Origin of the sequence: Dysgonomonas massiliensis (assembly GCF_900240225.1) — a bacterium.
GTDB lineage: Bacteria > Bacteroidota > Bacteroidia > Bacteroidales > Dysgonomonadaceae > Dysgonomonas > Dysgonomonas massiliensis.
Genome location: NZ_OEPV01000010.1, coordinates 16655 through 35608, shown reverse-complemented (window position 1 = coordinate 35608; position 18954 = coordinate 16655). Strand labels below are relative to the sequence as shown.

The window sequence follows — 18954 nt, the reverse complement described above, 5'->3', positions numbered from 1 at the left end:
TAATTAAAAAGTTAGATTAACACCAAAAGTAAAGTTGCGGGTAAAAGGATAACGCTTAACACCTTTTGCTGATGTACCTTCATCAACAGGAGCCTCAGGATCCCAACCGTCTTTGATTTCTGTTGTTTCCCAAAGATCGGTACCTGTAACATAGAGACGAGCTCCTTCTATAAATTTAGTTTTATTCAATAGTCTTTGCGGGAATGTATAACCTAGAGTTATATTTTTCAGACGTAAATAACGACCATCTTGCGCCGACAAAGTAGAAGCTTGATAGTTATAATTGTTGATATTACTATTGTTTGTATATGGTGCATAATACGCATTTCTGTTATCTTCGCTCCAGGTATTTCCTAAAGAAGATGTAATCGTATTTGTGTAATTTGCACGGAAAGGTACTGTCCAGTTATCGATTCCTCTGTATACAAATCTGTTTGCTGCTCCTTGGAATATTACGCTGACGTCGAAACCTTTATAGCTAGCACCGAGATTGAATGAATATGATATTTCGGGTGTATCACTACCCAAATGGATATAATCTTTCTCGTCCAAAACACCATCACCATTTTCATCGCAGTACATATTATCCCCAACTCTCAACTCGCTAGGCATACCTATCCCATTATTTGGGAAATATTTAGCAGTATAAGCAGCTAGCTGTTCTTCGTTTTGTATTTTACCTCCATAACGCAGACCGAAAATTGATTTCAATGGGTAACCTTGGAAATTTTTAATATATCCCGATTTCATTACCGATGTTCCACCCATATTAACAACCTTGTCACGAGCAAATGTTAATGTTCCTCCAACATGATAATCAAATTCTCCAACTTTACCTCGATAGTTTATTTCACCTTCTAATCCCCAAGTCTTGAATTTACCATCGTTCAATAATGGAGCTTTATCTCCGAGTGTTCCAGGCAAAGTAATATTGACTAACATATTGTCATTGCGTTTCATAAATGCATCAACTGATCCACTCAATCTGCCACCCAAGAAACCGAAATCCAATCCTAAATTGTAATTCTTAACACGTTCCCATTCACGCTCTTTCGAAGACAAAGTACCCGAGGTCTGTATTAATGGTAGTTTTTCCGAACCAACATATGCACCCGAACCTGATTGGAAAGAATAGAGTTGTATTCCGTCATAATTGTTAATACCACTTTGATTTCCCATTTCGGCATACGATATACGTAACTTCAGATCTTGTAACCACTCTACATCTCTCAAAAAAGCCTCTTGCTGTATACGCCATGCCAATGAAGTTCCGTAGAATAAATCCCAACGGTTGCTCGGTTCGAATTTAGACGAGCCGTCATAACGAGCATTAAATTCGAATAGATAGCGGTTATCAAAATTATAGTTTAAACGTCCGAAATACGACATCAAAGCAGTTTCATATTTACTATTCTTATCTGTTACGATATTGATTTCATCGCTACCATTAGGTATTTCCAAACCTTCTAGAATATTTTTTGCAGATACACCAAAGTTTCTAAACTCAGTATATTCGTACTGAGCTCCAAGAGTGAGGCTGAAATTATGTTTTTCGATAAACGAACGAGTAGCGTTTACATAACCCGATATAGAGTAGAAGTTATTTCGACCACTAGTTTCTCTATAGCTCGAACTTTGTTGTGTAGGACTAACTAAGACTTTTTTATCTCCTTTATAGTTATAGAATGTTACCGGATTCTCGACAATCGATCGATTAGTATTGCTTGAGTTGTATCCAGCATCAATAGTAGCTGTCAACCAATCATTTACAGCATAGTTTAGTTTCTCGTTGATATTAATTCCTGATACTGACAATTTATTGTCGCCACCTTCTTTCAGTCTTGCCACTGGTGATCCCCAAGTTCCCCAAGCATAAGCTTTTCCATTCATTGCTTCGAATGGTAATCCTGGCATAGGAATATTTGTAGTCAATGCAGATCCAATCTGAGAAGGGGCTATTTGCTCTTGACGATTGTATGCAATTGACGATTCTAAAGTTAGTTTATTCGATAATTTAAAGTTATTATTCACTCTCAGATTGTATCGTTGGTTATTATTTTTCCCAAACTGTAATGTCGATCCATCGTACATGTAATTTAAAGATATACGATACGAAGAACGTTCTCCACCACCCGAAACACTCAAGCTGTGTTCGGTAGACCATGTGTCACCAAAAAGTGAATCTAACCAATTGGCACTATCATCAAATACAAAGTCAGCCACATCAGTAAAAGCTGCAGTACCAAAAGGGTTTTGACTTGTAGACAAATCAATATAAGAACCTTTGTATTTTCTAGCCAATTCGGCATACGAATACCACACGTTCGACATATTATTATCGTTGCGAAGAGCAGTCATAACTCCTTCCGACCATTGATCTATATTCATAGCCGATGGCATTAGACCAACCGTTTTCAATGTAGCCGTAGCGCTATATTCAACTTTAGTCTTTCCAGCAGCGCCTTTCTTTGTAGTGATCAGTACGACACCGCCTGCAGCACGCGAACCATAAATTGCAGCAGCTCCGTCTTTCAGAAAGTTCATACTTTCAATATCGTTCGGATTCAGCAATCGTAAATCATTTACAGTACCAGATGCAACTCCATCAATGATAATAAGTGGCTCTGTTGTATTCATAGATGAAGCTCCGCGCAGCGACATTCCCCAACTCTCGTCACCTGGAGCCGAAGAACCACGAGTAATGATAACTCCGGCAACTTGTCCTTGCAAGGCTTGAAGTGGACTTGACAACCCGCCCTTTTCATCGAAAGCTTTCGAATCTATTACAGTAATTGCTCCTGATAAAGTTTCTTTCTTTTGTGTACCATATCCTACAACTACCACCTCACCCAATACTTGACTATCTTCTTCGAGTGTAAGGTTGATTTGATTGTCGCTACCTATCTTCACTATTTGTTCTTTATAGCCTATATAGCTAAATTTCAGATGTGTTGCACCCTCAGCTATAGATAATGAATAATTTCCATCAAGATCAGTCAACGCACCGTTTGTAGTTCCTACTACAACAACCGATACACCAATCAAAGGCTCACCTGCCGCGTCCAGAACTCTCCCTGTTATTGTCCGTATGCTTTGAGTTGTAATCAGGCTTTTACCTAAGCCACTCTCTGCAAAGAGTGTGGAGTTATAAACTCCTCCAAATAATAAGGCAAGAGCAAGTATGATGCTTTTGTTTTTTTGGAATTTTGATTTAAGTGTTACATTCATATTTCCATTTATTAATTTTAGTTATTTATTTTCATATACAGTATTTTCAATGTTTTCATTGATTTCCAATTTCAAAATAATTAAGGTTAGCCATGTTTCTATTTCATATAGTATATAGATTTTAAAAAAGGTTTATAAAAAGATGAACATCACAAATGTAATGTGACAAATTGGAGTCATCATCTTCATTCTAGTTCAAAAAAGTCCAAAAAAAGGTTTCTGGACTTAATAAACAGAGTACAAAAATATTTTAAGACCCAAATTAGAACTCTGTAATACTGAAAGTTATCGAAATGTTTAACATTATAGGGCAACCTTTACTTCACTGTGACCTCATTGACATACTTCCCTATTTTCACGTTCATATCTTTTAAAGAATTAATCTTTTTGCCATTAATAATAATATTTTCGAACTTAATGTTGTTGATTATATTCTCGTCAGAAAATCCTTCAATAATTGATGTATTTTCACCCGATCCTGAATAGTATATATTCTTGAAAACTATATTGTCAATTCCCAAACCTTTGCCTTTACTATACTTTTCATTGAATAACACTCGTAAATTTAGTAATTGCCCTTCCTGAATATTTTCAACATACACATTCTCAAATGTAATATTCTGAACAAAGTTATGATCGCTAACACTTAATGCCATACACCCCTGATAATTTCTATCATCTTCATCGTGCTCTAATATATGGATATTCTTAAAATGAATATTTTCAATTAAGTTTTTATCTACCGACGTATCACCATGAAGACCAATATTGATAGGATGTGCTACATCGGCCCACAAAATAGCGTTGGTTATTGAATAGTTCCGAGCATCTCCATAAAAATTCCATCGGTGCGAATATATTGCTATGCAATCATCCGAATTGCGCATGAATATATCATTTATGTTGACATCCGAACAGCTCATCAGATCGATTCCATCACTCCAGCCTCTACAACTAAAGGACTTCAAATTATTTATTCTAATTCCACTAGATTCTCCGCCATAAACTGTATAGTGATTGGGATTAATCACGGTGATTCCGTCAATCTCAATATTCTTCGAGTGTGTTATCTCTACACCACGCTCAGCTTCTAGTATAATCCCTCGACCAATAATTTTTACATTTTCTACTTTATTACATACAAGTTTGCCTTTTAAAATAGCTCCGGGAGCTAAATAAACTGTCTTATTAGAAGGGATTCTGAACATATTACCCGGAGAATCGGCCGGTGTATGAAAGCCTGCATCGAAATAGATTACATTAGGATCGTTACGATCTGGTACATTTTTTTCAATCTCATTTGCGAATATGTGCAAATTATGCAGACGATCACCATTTATTTCCAATGATAATTTCGAAGGCTTTGATAATGTGAAATAGATATAGTTCCCGTCTTTCGTATAGTTGATTTGTTCATGTATTGGACGTACTTTCACTTCATGTACAATACCGTTATTTACCTTGATACGCATATCTACTTGTCCTTCAAAGTCAAACTGAACCATTGATGCTTCTTGCGGTTTATCCAAATCTACCAGTACTTTGTATTCATACAAATCGCACCACTCGTTGCCCGTAAGACGAACCTGAACTGTAAAGTCATCGTTATGATATTTGTATAAAATATTATTCGGAACCGGATGAATTTTTAATTGCTGAGCTGATACAAGAACACAAAATAGTAATAGATGGATTAATAATAATTTTCTTTTCATTTTTGTAATAAATAACGTTTCTCAATTTTAGACTAAACAAATCTAGTGATGAATTGATTTGCATGCCGCCCTTTTTTTTATCCTTTAGTCCCAAATAACTATATTGGACACATTCGCTGGATATTTTTCAATAGAATCTGTTATCTAGAGATTTTATTTTAAATTTGTAAAGCATAATGTTCTGAGATGAAAAGACAGATTCTTTTATTTTGTTTGATATTATCCGTACTGTTCCTTTCAGCACGGGAGAAATCGTCATTCATTGCCATCACTACGGAACAAGGTCTAACTAGTAATACTATAAACTGTATCCATAAAGATTCTAAAAACTTCATCTGGATAGGTACGGCAAACGGATTAAATAGATTTGATGGAATTGATATTTTAGCCTTCGATGATTTTAAGAATAAAAATATACTTGATATAGCTGAAGTTGATAGTACTTTTCTATATATACTTTCTGAAAAAAATCTATATAAATATAATCGCTTAAAAAGAAAAAACACATCAATCGAGATAGAAAACAATATTTTCAAAACATTTGCTTTTGATGGTAATAAAAATCTATATATACTCAGTCAAAGTGGTATATATAGATTATCTCCGGATGATAATATAGCAACTAAAATAAAGGGAGTAGATATATTAGAGACTTCTAAATTTTCCGATATCTATATCGATAAAAACGACATATGCTGGCTTGCTAGCTCTGAAGGACTCGTGAAATATGATTTAGCAAAAAAACAAGTAGACATCTATAAAAATAATATTGATAACAATATCTTAAAATTGACTCAGGGAGAGAATAATTTATATGTTGCAACATCAACAAGTGCTATTTTAAGTTTCGATATCTTGAGTCATAAATTTTCTGATCTGGCAACTATCGAAACTCCTTATATACAAACGATATCATACAATGCTAACAAATTATATGTCGGAACAAATGGTAATGGGTTGAAAGCAGTAGATATAACTAATAAGATTATTTCTACAGTAAAGCTTGATGACAAATCAGCCACCGACAACCATCTGAATACAAATGCCATATACACAGCACTGATTAATGATAGTTCCTTCTGGATAGGTACCTTCTCCGGTGGACTTCTTTATAAACCTCATATACGAGATACATTTAAAGTCTTTTCTTTAGCAAATGATAATCTGCCAACTATTAACATTAGATCCTTCGTCGTAGACAATAGTGGCTACGGACTATATGGAACTAGAAACGGATTGGTATTTTCTACCATCTCTGGAACGACATACTATACTACAGAAAATACTCCGGAGCTAAAATCTAATATTATATTATCAATTCACCCATACAAAAAAGACATGTATTTAGTGGGGACATACGGGGGTGGTCTATATTTGTTCAATACCAGAACACGTCAAATCAATAAATTTGAAGACAAGCCGATATATACTGATAATTCATTCTATTCGGTGATCGAAAGTCCTCATTCTGATGATATTTTATGGTTCGCTACACTTTCCGGTTTGATTAAACATGATGTAAGAAACAATACACGACAAATAATAAGTACACAAAATTCGAATATAATCTCGGACGATATATATTTCTTAGAAACAGATTCATCGAATAGAATATGGATTGCAACAAGAAATGGTGTTTGTTACTTAGATGAAAATGATCAAATTCATCCATTATCAATAGAAGGATTACCTTCAATAGGGATTGTGAGATATGTATACGAGGATTCGAAAAACAATATATGGCTAGCTTGTGAAAATCAAGGTACGTTTGTTATTTCTAATGATCTCTCATCATTCAGGCACTATAGCACAAAAGATCTATTGCCGAACAACTATGTAGCATCAATCGTAGAAGATAAAATGGGACAAATTTGGATAGCTACAACTAAAGGAATTGTTTCATATAAAAATGATAATGACTATGCAATATACTCACTATCGGATGGACTTCCTAGTTATACTTTTAACGATGCAGCTGTACAAAAAACAGACAACAATTATATCTGGTGGGGGAATGAAAAAGGACTAGTCTATCTGGATCTATCAGAAATGCAACAAAAATCATCGAACAAAATCAATATTACTAGTATTATTATAGATGGATATACCGAAAGTGCAAACCTTAATTCTTTAGATGTAGCACCCGAATATATAAATACGCTTAGATTGTCATCATCCGAAAATAATCTGACATTCAGATTCTCTGATTTTTCATATGACTTTCCATCCTCGAATATATATGAATATAAGTTGGAAGGTCTCGACGATAGTTGGCAAAAAACGACAACAGGAAAAGATGTTATTATTCCTCAAATTCCAAGTGGAAAGTATATACTGAAAATAAGAGAGGCTGGAAATAACAATAATATTAAAATCATTCATGTCGTAAAAGATAAATCATATACAAGTATATATGTATTATTGGGAACCGTATTACTTATTCTCGTACTTCTATTTAGTTATAAATATCTACTGAAAAAGATTCGAAGAAATTCTGAGACGACTTCGGACAATGATAAAGTCAAATACCAGAACCTTAAATTAGAGAAAAAAGAACTTGAAGATATAAAACATTCAATAATTACTTTTATGGAAATAGAACAGCCTTATCTGGACCCGAATTTTAAGCTAGATGATCTAGCAAATGCTGTCAACTATTCCAAAATAAAGATATCTCAGGTATTGAATCAACACCTGAACACGAACTTTTCAAACTTTATATCACTATATAGAATCGAAGCATTCAAGAAAAAGGCAGAAGAAGGATTACTACAACAATACACATTGAGTGCATTAGCGAAAGAATGTGGTTTTAGTTCTAGGAGCTCATTCTTCAATAGTATAAAGAAATTAACAGGACAAACTCCTTTAGAATTTTTGAAAGAATCTGGCATCAATATTGAAAAATAATTTAGTGCCATTTCGAGATTGTAAACTGAACTGTATATAGACGATAAACAGAAAAGCTCTTACTCGTTTATTCCTTACCTTCCCAAACTTCTTCAGGATATACATTATTTTATGCCTCGAGAAGTTATTGACAAGTTCTTCTAAGCCTCATTTCTAAATACTATAAAGCCAAAGAAATGGCTATTTTCATTTATTCTTGAATAATCTCTGAAACAGTTATTCGCTTAGGCAAAGACATTAGAACATCCTCAGAGCTTATTTACTTTTGATTTAAGTTTTTTACTTCTCGATCGTAAACTTTATCGGAATAAGATTAGTAGTGCCTCACTGCAGGGGAATGACAGCAAAAATACCTTTAGCAGCAACTCCCCTATTCTACCATAATAAAGTTATCTAATATGTATTGATTTTCTTAGTATTGCAACTATAACAAATAGATTCAAACAAATAGCCTAAATTTCATTACATTCATATCATCTGCAGTTAGTTATATTAATTGTTATTATTTGCAATGGCTTGGATTTGCCCTTGTAAATTATATTTGCTCACTAATGCACTAACCTCTGAGTCGAGCATCCAGCGAAAAGCCTTTCGAGAATCTAATTCTACAGCCTTTAGCAAGTGGGCTATAGCCTCTTCTTCTTTATTTAGTCGTTGGGTAACGATTGATAGTAAATATTCAGTATTACTATTAGGAGTCAGTCTGATTAATAAATCATAGGCCTTTCCATTATATCCCATACATGCCAGACAAAGAGCAGCATTATAATCCGGATAATTTTTCAGTATTTCCAAAGCCTGCCAATATTCACGATTCTGCAAAAGACGCAAGCCTTCTTCATAGCCATCTTGAGTTTCTCGTATTATGGTATCCGACACAGCCATATCAGGATGGCTTACATGAAAGCTTATATCCATTCGTCTCAATTTCGGATAGATCTCGTTTTTTATGATCTTATAGTCATTCCTATAAAGTTTCTGAATCTCGCGTTCAGTTTCATCAGGATTAACCGTCCTCTCTATTTGAGCCAATATAGAATCTGTATTAACAATATCATCTCGTTTCTTTATCTCGTCAACTAAACCTTGCCAGTCCTCACCTCTAGGTTTAATCCTGATAATATTATCAGATACATCGTCTTTGTAATATGTTTCTAAATAGGATTTAAATGCTTCTGCCCTCTTCTCCGACAGTTTATAGTTTTGATCATAGTTGCCATCTAGTGATACACGAGAATTAATCACCATACTATCCATATTTAAGCCCATATCACGAGTCATTTTACGATAGAACTTCATCAATGTATCAACTTGCTCTCTATTGTTTTTATAGTTTAAACTGAATTGATTTCTATTAAACTCGAACTCCGGATATATAGATAAAATATCATACATATTTCGGTATAATTTAGTCTTCTTGACTATGAGTGAAGTATCTACAAGCTGTACTAAAGATGATATCAAATAATTTAGTGTATCTGATTGAGATAAATTATAGGTACTCTTATCTGTTGCTATTACCTTCCCATTCATTGTGATACGTAAACGATCAAGACCTGATGTTACAGGATATTCTTTCTTATAATAATACACAAAATCGCTGCCACCATCTACGATTGTATCTAACAACATACCGCTGTTCTCTAAAGGAAAAGGCATCATACGTTTACGAATCTCATCACGGCGTTCTTCTTTAAATTCATTTTCTGCTATTAGGTCAAAATAATATAAATGCTTTGCAATTCCTATTGAATCTTTATCTGTAGTACTACGTCCCATAAGATCATTAAAGCTTGGTTCGTTCAAGAAAAAATCTTTGTATTTCTTAGGGACTTTTTTTATTGTCAAATCCTTTTTACGGTAGAAAGGTGAAAGCAAACGAATTCGTTTATTATACCTTTTCATGTATTTATTATTTATTCCAGTAGTATCGACATCTGCAGCTAATAAGCGCATAGATTCATTATCAGCTTTTCGCATATAGTCATGATATATACCTAAACGTTTTCCTTCGTATTTTGAATTTACCCCAGCATAGCGATCGCTAACTTTATATTTCCAATCATAATAGTTCTTTACTTCATTATATTGCTCACTATATTGATTCCAATAGAACTCTTGGCGTTTGCGCAGATCTCTCGAAACACTTTTATGATCTAAAAAAAGGCTATCATATGCTGATTCAGGAATGATTGAGCTCTCATATTCAGCAAATGACTCTAAATCTGCTTTTTGCTTATTATAGAAATTACTCCCTTTAATCACTAAGTCTTGCAATAAGACAATAGAATCGTTATGAAGAAGTTTCGGAGACAAAGTCAATCTCCAATCAGTAGAAAGTAACTCTTTCGGAACCTTAACTATAAAATCGACATTGACTTTTCCATCTCGTTCTGGGGCAAACTTTTGCTTCAGCTTGGCCGTTACCGTTACCTCATTCAACCTTTGTACGTCATTGATACTTGTTTTTGCCCGGTTAGCTGAATCTTGTTTATTTATAGTTACAGAAATGTTATCTTCATTTCTATAATCTACATACTCTGAAAGAAGAGCATTTCCTTTTTCATCAGTCATACTCTCGGGTATTTCTAAATACACCCCTTTGGATTGCATGAACAAAGGTTTCGTCATCAAATCTTCGCTTTTACAAGAATGTCCACAAAAAGTGAACAATAGTCCCAAGCATGTATAAGATACAATCCGTAAAGCCGAATATTTATTAAATATTATATTCTTGCAGTAGATTTTATTTCTTTTATCATTCTCTATATCGTACTTCATACCTTTTATCATTCATGAAAACATCAATCATTTCACTATTTTTAGAAACAATCATGCTTTCCTATTCATTATTAATTCTTCTATTTAATGAGGTTGTTTTCTAAAAAAGACTCAACATCTACGGCATCAGCATCTTTCAGCAATACCGTTTTATCTTTATCCAATAAGTATATTGTTGGAATAGCCTTCAAATCGTATATCTGTTTTTTGTTTATATTCTGTAACTTATCGTAAGCATTAATCCATTCAGCGGGTATTTCATCACTGTATTCTTTCCATTTATCTAATTCTGTATCTGTGTATACAGCAAGTATATCGATCATACCTTTTTTCAACAAATGATTGATAATCGAAGATTTTCTCAGATAATCTTTGATTTCCTGACAAGCTACACAACCTGGATTATAAAAATAAATAAGGGTATACATCTTCTTCAACTGATTTAGATCTCCTTTGCTCCCGCTAATTGTTATATATGAGAAATTTGAAGCTTTTGTCCCAAGCCTATTCTTAAGCATCATTTTATATTCAAACTTGGCTCTCGATTTAGTTGACTCATCACTCACTGAGTCATTTATAATAAATTTAGTGACTTGTATATAAAACTCTTCATTCCGAAAAGGAGAATTCGGATCATTCAGATATTTCTGATATAAATCCAAAAAACAAGTATACATTTTTCTTGTTTTGTCTTCGGCTGTACACCTTTCCAAATTTGTATGAATAGAAATTATTCCAATTTCAGGCGTAGTATGAGGTAGTACTGACAAAAAATCAACAAAAGCTTGCTCTGTCACTTCTGGCATGTGGATAAAAGCAGTATCACTGAAATTAAAATTATTCCAATAATTCTGTGCTAAATATGCAGCACGATCCTCGGGTTTTGTCAGCATGGCTGGTATTTCAATGACACGAAACACCTTATCTCCTGATTCGGCTTGAAGCTTTATAGATTGATCGTCATTATTTTCTACTACCACCTTATTATTGCAAGCTGATAATGGTAACATTATTAGTAGTAACAAAGCAATACTTCCCCATAGTTTTGATATCGAACTTATTGTTTTCATTCTCTTTCAATTATCTGATATGATTATCTTATCTGCTCTTATTTCATTTAATAATAGCTTTATACCATGTACTTTTTTCATAGGCTGTATTAAGATTAGCATACCTATCTTGCATAATATATGCTGTTAACCCTGAATGTTTTTTAATAAAAAAGCCATTGTAACCTTCCATGAAATAAGGCGTAGATGCTTTCCAAATTACACACTTATTGACAAGCTGACTTAATGTTTTTTGCTGCTGATCATTCTCTAATAATCTTGAATAATAATCTTCAAAGTCACAGAATAAATGGAAGTTTTTACGATCGAAATATTGAATATTTCCGGTTTCAATAACTTTTGTAAAGTCACAATTGTCTCTAATAAAAGTGGCTAAATTCTCTAATTGCGAAGTCTCGATAATAGAGAAAGTAGCTGAGTACATATATGACGTCTGGTTATTGAAAAAATCAAATACAGCTTGTATAAAATCGGTTGGTTCTCCATTTATCAGGTCATTTATATTTGAGCTATAGACATCAGTGAATCCAGGAGAAACTATTTCAGCCGAAGATGCCACAATATATTTTGCTTTGTGTCTCAGTTCATAAACCACTTCTACTCCTGCCATATGGCAAGTTTCGAAAATAATATACTCGAACATATTATTTGGAATAGTTCGCGCGAAGTCTGATAGATCCATCTCCGAATTTTCATCAACAAGAATTGAGCGCTTTGAAGGCATCTTATCGAATGCTGCTCTAGGATCCGTATAATAACCTTGTGGCAACCACCCTGTGGCATGAGAAAAAACTAAAAAATTAAAATCTGCTTGTGGGTACAAACTTTTAGCCTTAGCTATCACTCGGCCTAAAACTGCAGGATCGGCTGAATTTTCGGAAGAATAATTTTCTAGAATCTGATATTTATTTTTGTCTGTAATTTCTATTAATTGTGGAGTTTCTCCTTTTGAATCTAAATAAACTAGAATACGTCTGTCGCGAGCTCCATCATAACCTTTTACAATGGCTTCGAATTTTTCATGGCTTTCTCCGGATAAATTATTATCTCCAGCCAGATAAACAAGCAGAACATCTTCCACTTCTATAGGTGGATTATCATCGCTCGCACAACTACTGAATACAACTGTACAAATCGTTATCAAGATGAATACAACCAATAGTATTCTAATTATCTCAAAAAATGCAGATCTTCTTTCACTATTCATAATTGTGGATTTATTATATATATAGCATCTTACGATTGAAACTATTACGAGTTAAAAAAAACCGCGCGAATTATCGCAACTCACGCGGACTTACACAAACTTTACAAAACTACATATTAGGCTAAGTCCCTAATAGTATCCAGCCGCTTTGTGCAGCAGCATTTCTTTTACTTATTTCTTTCTTTTATATCATTAAGGCTGTAGTAACGGCCTTTAACAATTCCTTTATAATTGACAAAATACATCGTTGGTGTTGAGGCTACGCCCCATAAGCTGAAATAATCTCCTGAAAATGATCTATAATCACAATATTTATCTTTCCATGGAAGATCGGCAGCATATACATTATATATATCTGGATTTACATCCGATGCAATACTTACTACTTTAATTCCTGCTTGCACTAAACTGTCATGAGCCTGTTTTAATTCTTCGATCATGTTGTGACAGTTGACACAATCACTCTCGAAAAAAAGGACAATACAGCCGTTATTCCTCAATATCAATAAATCGTCCTCTTCAATGGGTAATGGTGGTCCATTACGCCCTGAAAGTTGTAATTGCGTGAGTAGCCTATGTCCTATTTCACTGTATTCTTCTCCCGAAAGGTCTATCCCATGTGGGTAGGCAGCTATAGAAGCAGCCTTATGTTCTCGACCTTCAAGACAAAGCGCATCAGCTATTCTGCGAACAAAACCTTCCATATCATCCGGAGAATGTTCTGCAACACTGTCTATCAGTAGTCTGGCTTGATCAATAAAATTAGTATCTGCAGCATGAAGCTTTGTCCAATCTTCTATATTTTGCGTCTTACCCTCTCGTGTCGAACAAGAGGATAAGATGCTTATTAAAAAGAATGCATAAAGTAGTCGCTTCATTGGAATATCGTGGATTTGTCTTTATAAGCTATATTTACTCATTTTTGATGCAGCGAACAGAGTAAAAGCCTAGTTCTAACAAACTAGGTGCTTGTGATCTGAGTAATATCTTATTAGTACTACCAGAAGAACCAGACACAGCATAATAATTGGGAGTTGCGGTAAGATAAAATCCAGTATGACTCCAATCGAACCAATTTCTATTTCCTAAATCGTCCAGGTAAACCGCACCAGCAAAGGCATTATTTTTCCGTCCTGTACCTAATGGAAGCCACCATCTGGATATAGTTGGGTACACACCAGGATCTGTTACGAGACTAGGATCCTCAGCTCTCATTACATCAGATAAGTTTTCAAATTCATCTTTTGTAGGAAGTCTCCAACCAGTAGGACAGGCGTTGTTTGCTTGTGTTGCCTGAGAACGATTGTAATAAAAGCCATTAATTCTGTAAGGGTCACCATCAAATTCTTGAAAGCCACTAGTTCCTTCCATTGAATTTGCTACCATCCAACAATTTTCGCCATAGCGATGTGTTATATAGTTATGTTTACCAATTTTTTGTTCTACAGCATAATTATAACGACCACAATTGTCTTGAATAAAGTTAATAGTACGTCTAAGATTACCTGATACTATTATAGCTTTACCACCTCTTCCTTTTGGCATAGATGTAGTTATATCTGTTGTAGCCCATTCAATACTGACATGCTGTTCTTTTGCTCCACCCATTGTAGTAACTCCGAAATCGGCTAATGTTTGTTGAGTTTCGGCATCATCACTCCATGTCCAACCATTAATATCGGTAGTCATAACTATAGAATTTCCGCTACCTTCAAAAGCTTCTGTAACTCCATCAAGTTTTACAAAAAGAAGAGAATTCGAAACATACAAATGATTATTTCCTAAGTCAACATTTCCTTCTGCCATATTCCAATCCTCAACTTGAGCTTTGATCTTACTTATACCTCTATAAGCCTCATCAGGTGTATCAACGCCTTCTCCATCTACGCTGGTAATACTTATATTGTAAGAGTGATTGCGCAAAATATCAAAATACGTATTTGCCGTATAATCCTTAATGTCTACACGATAATAATGGGTTTCTGTACTTCCTTTATACGAACCTCCTACTACCACACAAGTAGCATCAAATACATCGGCTGCCGCTTTTGTTTTATTGTCAGCCTCGAAAGTATAAATCTTACTTTCTATTTTATTTGCAGCAGAAGTTGTGTAAGGACCAAATTTTGTTCCTTGAGCTAAATCTGCCCCTGATACAATTGTTGGAGTAACCACTGTGCTCATTGCACTGTTATAGTTATCAGGTATAACAGCACCTTTCGAGCGTGGATTATATAGGTAAGATTCTTTCAGGACAAAATCAGTAGCCGTATTCACTATATTTACACGAGCCAGCATACGAGTTAAAGTAACTGTCAATCCAACTGGATTATAGGAATCTGTTACGTTTTGATTTGTAATTTCGCCCCACATACCTATGCTCTCCATTGATGATGCATCAAATCCTGCTGCTTTACTTTGAACCAAGGCCTGCATCACTTCAGCTTTAGTCGTAACATCAGGTTGTAGCGAAGCCAATAGTGCATTTACCTCAGTACGACAATTGACCAAAACCAAAATTGTCTGATTTGTATTTCGCTCTATAAGACGAGTTGTAAAACTTGTGTTCCCCTGAGTATGGCCTACCGCTGGCTGATAAATATAAGTACCTTTAGCAATATCATTCGGAGCTGCCGGATCAGTTGCAAACACCAATACATCTACAGTCTTAACTGTAGCTTCATCGGCTGGCATCGAATAGGTTTTAGGACTATCATAAATATTTTCCATCCCAGGAACAGCCAGATTTATAGTTACTGTTTTGTCGGTCGAAGGAATCTCAACACCGTCCTGTTGACAGGATAACATTCCTATCGACAAAAGAGATACAAAAACTGTTTTTATTAATTTCATATTCATTATTCTACTATGTTTTGCTATTCTTATTTTCAACGATTACTCGTCTTTGACACAGCGAACTGATACTCTATAATCAGCATACGACTGGCTAGGGATTATCAATGTACCAGGCGTACCTTTGGCTACCCGATTTGCTGTAGATGTCCACCAGTATCCAGCTGCTCCCCATTCTGCCGCACCCCAGGTAGGAACTCCCACTCTATTGTCAAGTATACCTGCATATGATTTGTTGACACTATTTTGGGATGAAGCTCCGATAAACCATCTTCCAGTGTTATTGGGGTCAGGTTGAATAGCAGCAGCTAATTTAGTCCATTCTTCTAATGTTGGTATCCTCCATCCTTCGGCACATGATACTGACAAATAACTATCCCATCTCACATACTTTCCATTTACTCTAGCCAAGTCGTTACCATAATGCTGAGGCGCGAAATATTCGTATGACATTGGAGAATTTTCAACCATCCAACACTGCATAGTTCCACTATTACCAGTTGGGTAAGCATGTGTTAAGTAGGATAATCGGTAAAAAATCAATTGACCATTATTGGATGTAAGATCAGTAGGTATAGCTTGTTTGAGAGGTATGCCATTTATACCGCACCATTTTTTGTGAACGGGTACCTTATCCGAGCGCAATCCTCCTGCCCTTATTATGATGTAACCTTCCTTTTCCTCACTAGCATATGTTAATGCTAAATTTGACTTTAAATAGACCTCTGTTATATATCCTTCGCCTTTATAACTAGCAGCAGAAGCTTCAAACCAATCAGCAGGAGTTCCATCAAGATTATAGCAGTCAATCGAGAAACTATCTTCAGTAGTGTAAACGTTGAACGTGTTTTCTAGATATCCATCATCATAAAGTTTAGCTCCTAATACAAGCTCCACATCAGTGGTGTTGACTGCTAAGATTTCTGATGAATTATAATATATATCTGTAAATTCTCTATCGTATTCTAATATTTTGTAAGCAATGCCATTTGTAAAGCTTCCTGGGAAGTTAAGAGCTTCTTCAGCAGTTCCAAATCCAGGACCATACACCCTCTCTATCATAAAGATGTAATGATAATTGCGAATAATAGGCATTAATGTTCCTCTATAAGCACTTGACCCTGCACCCATATATTTGCTATATGTAAAATCAATCGGATAATAAGTCTTCTCTCCTTCATAAATACCCTCAACAATAATACGTGGGGAAATTGCAATCTGATCTTCTACTGCAGCATCTGATTCGAAAAGATAAATCTCACCATTCATTTCATTGCTAACACTAAGAGATGCAAAATCGTATGTAACTGGAGATACTATTTTCTGAAGCGAAGTCGGAAGATTAGGCTTTACCAGAGGTGTTGCTGTGTAATTTTCGTCAGCTACGATCAGACCATTACGGTTCATATTATACAGCATCACTTTTTGGAGCGTAAAAATGTCATTGGCTTTATTATGTATGTCTACTTTTGCCAACATACGGATTAGCTTAATATCTTTATACACCTTTGATCTACCATCTTCCACAATAAATCCATTTGAAGTTCCTGCAACAATTTCACCCGACATTGGAATGTGGTCCGGTGTTGAAACATTCCATCTTCCTGTAGCGTGTTGGAATTCTAATTCTTCTAGTTTAGAAAGATCGTCACCTCTATTTATCGAGGCAATTTGAGCATTCGCATTGGCAATCAATACAAAACGATTGTATCTTCCTTTCGTTAGAGTTAATTTAATAACTACATTTCCGTTTCCGTCATTTGTGATGCCACTTGCTGGTACTTCCATCTTTCGAGATAAAACCTCAAAAGTTCCCATATCTTGATAGGCTAGTACTGTCATTTCTTTAATTTTGTCTTCATTTACAGCACTCATTCCATAAGTTGTAGGAGTTTTAGCTCCCGGAATCTTGACTTCCAAGATGACATTCTTATCTGCAGAATCTATAGGTGGCTCAGGACTGATTTCATCCTCTGAAGAACAAGCACTGAAAAGCAGCATCAAGCAAAAGAAAAAAGGAAGTGCTGATTGCTTTAAAGCCTGTATAGATATATATTTATTTACTTTCATATCAATTAATATTTCTTTCTTCGAATATATTTTATGATTTATACCTGTGGTACAGGATTTACCGGTTGCTCTTTCCAATCCTCGATTATAGTAACAGATACTTCTCCGAAGAATGAAATTAAGATAGGAATAACGACCTCTTTTCCATCTTCAATTTTAATATCATTAGCTGCAATAAAATCTTGGAGTTTGACTGTATGTAAAATTTTATTTGTCGTATTATTCTCAATTACATCAATAGTAATTGGATTCTTTTCTCTGAATCGGAGTACGTCCAATTGGCTTTCACCTAATTTCTTATCTGAAAGAAGAGCCATAGTTGGATAATATGTTGTTAAGTCACCATGAGTAACCATTTTATAGTCATAAGCAGGAGCAAGGTTATTGACCTTGATATAAGGGAGATCAGCAATAGGTGCTCCTTCAGTTAAACTCTGAAGTCCCTCGATTTGAATCACCAGGCTTATATGAGCTGGTGTAAAATCAACCGTTTCAGTGGTTTCTGTATTTTTTATTATTGTAAAAGTGTGTATGCCATAATATAGTGCATCATTAGTCGGAATACGCGCTGGCACAAAATATCCCGGATGCGCAACTTCGTGCAAGTCTAGCATTGAGCCAGAAGTGAATCCTTCAATTTGAGTATTGTCAAAAGCATTTCCCCAGCAAACTGCCTTGTAAGCACCTTCAGACAGATTCAGTCTAATACCTTGCAATATATCTAATTCGCTTTTTTCGACTTGTCTGATTTCTACAAGCACATCATTTTCGTCGTAAATAGCCACATTTACACGGCTGATATGATCAGGAAAGTTCGGGTATTGAAATAGAAGAGTTAAATTATTATCCGGTGGACAATCGCTCATATCTTCCCCGACACACCCCGACAGAAACAAGGCTGCGGATAATACAAACAGGCATAAAGTCTTCAGCAGATTCATGTGTAAAATTATTAAGTGTTATAGACTGACAGGCAGATTTAGAATGCTTGTCATTTTTTATTTTTCTAATGGTTTTATACCACTTGTATTTTAATTTTAAAGCCTTCCCTACCCTATAGAGGGAAGGCTTTAAGTGTAGTTTTATAAATACGGTTTGTATTCTTTACGATTCAGACCGT

Annotated in this window: 10 protein-coding genes; 1 reads left to right on the top strand and 9 read right to left on the bottom strand. The window is 35.0% G+C overall.

The annotated features are described in order from the left end of the window. Positions 1-3: 3 nt before the first annotated feature. Together C1A06_RS11150 and C1A06_RS11145 are read right to left on the bottom strand one after the other, a co-directional pair. Entirely contained in the window at positions 4-3228 is a 3225-nt protein-coding gene (locus tag C1A06_RS11150) for a SusC/RagA family TonB-linked outer membrane protein (RefSeq protein ID WP_185116840.1), read from the bottom strand. A gap of 317 nt (positions 3229-3545) precedes the next feature. Beyond that, a complete protein-coding gene (locus tag C1A06_RS11145; RefSeq protein ID WP_101690342.1) occupies positions 3546-4943 on the bottom strand; it encodes a glycosyl hydrolase family 28 protein in 1398 nt (465 codons plus the stop codon). 186 nt (positions 4944-5129) lie between these two features. On the opposite strand from C1A06_RS11145, the gene C1A06_RS11140 reads away from it, so the two are divergent. Continuing rightward, positions 5130-7853, top strand: coding sequence for a ligand-binding sensor domain-containing protein (locus tag C1A06_RS11140; protein WP_101690341.1), 2724 nt, complete (start codon positions 5130-5132; stop codon positions 7851-7853). Positions 7854-8345: 492 nt separating this feature from the next. Here C1A06_RS11140 and C1A06_RS11135 read toward each other — a convergent pair whose 3' ends face one another. The 7 genes from C1A06_RS11135 to C1A06_RS11105 form a co-directional block, all read right to left on the bottom strand. Further along, positions 8346-10634, bottom strand: coding sequence for an OmpA family protein (locus C1A06_RS11135; protein ID WP_159461412.1), 2289 nt, complete (start codon positions 10632-10634; stop codon positions 8346-8348). An 80-nt stretch (positions 10635-10714) separates the two neighbouring features. Beyond that, positions 10715-11704, bottom strand: a complete 990-nt coding sequence (locus tag C1A06_RS11130) for a DUF5106 domain-containing protein (protein ID WP_101690339.1) — start codon at positions 11702-11704, stop codon at positions 10715-10717. 43 nt (positions 11705-11747) lie between these two features. Beyond that, positions 11748-12911 (bottom strand): clostripain-related cysteine peptidase, encoded by a 1164-nt coding sequence (locus C1A06_RS11125; protein WP_101690338.1) that lies wholly within the window; start codon positions 12909-12911, stop codon positions 11748-11750. Between the two features lie 167 nt (positions 12912-13078). Beyond that, positions 13079-13789: a TlpA family protein disulfide reductase gene (locus tag C1A06_RS11120; protein ID WP_101690337.1), complete on the bottom strand. Its 711-nt coding sequence runs from the start codon at positions 13787-13789 to the stop codon at positions 13079-13081. Positions 13790-13823: 34 nt separating this feature from the next. Next, complete coding sequence (locus C1A06_RS11115) at positions 13824-15764, bottom strand: FISUMP domain-containing protein (protein WP_159461411.1); 1941 nt, start codon at positions 15762-15764, stop codon at positions 13824-13826. A 42-nt stretch (positions 15765-15806) separates the two neighbouring features. Further along, complete coding sequence (locus C1A06_RS11110; protein ID WP_101690335.1) at positions 15807-17834, bottom strand: fimbrial protein; 2028 nt, start codon at positions 17832-17834, stop codon at positions 15807-15809. A 38-nt stretch (positions 17835-17872) separates the two neighbouring features. Then, positions 17873-18775 carry a FimB/Mfa2 family fimbrial subunit gene (locus C1A06_RS11105; RefSeq protein ID WP_101690334.1) on the bottom strand — a complete coding sequence of 301 codons (903 nt, stop codon included), beginning with the start codon at positions 18773-18775 and terminating at the stop codon, positions 17873-17875. Between the last annotated feature and the right edge of the window lie 179 nt (positions 18776-18954).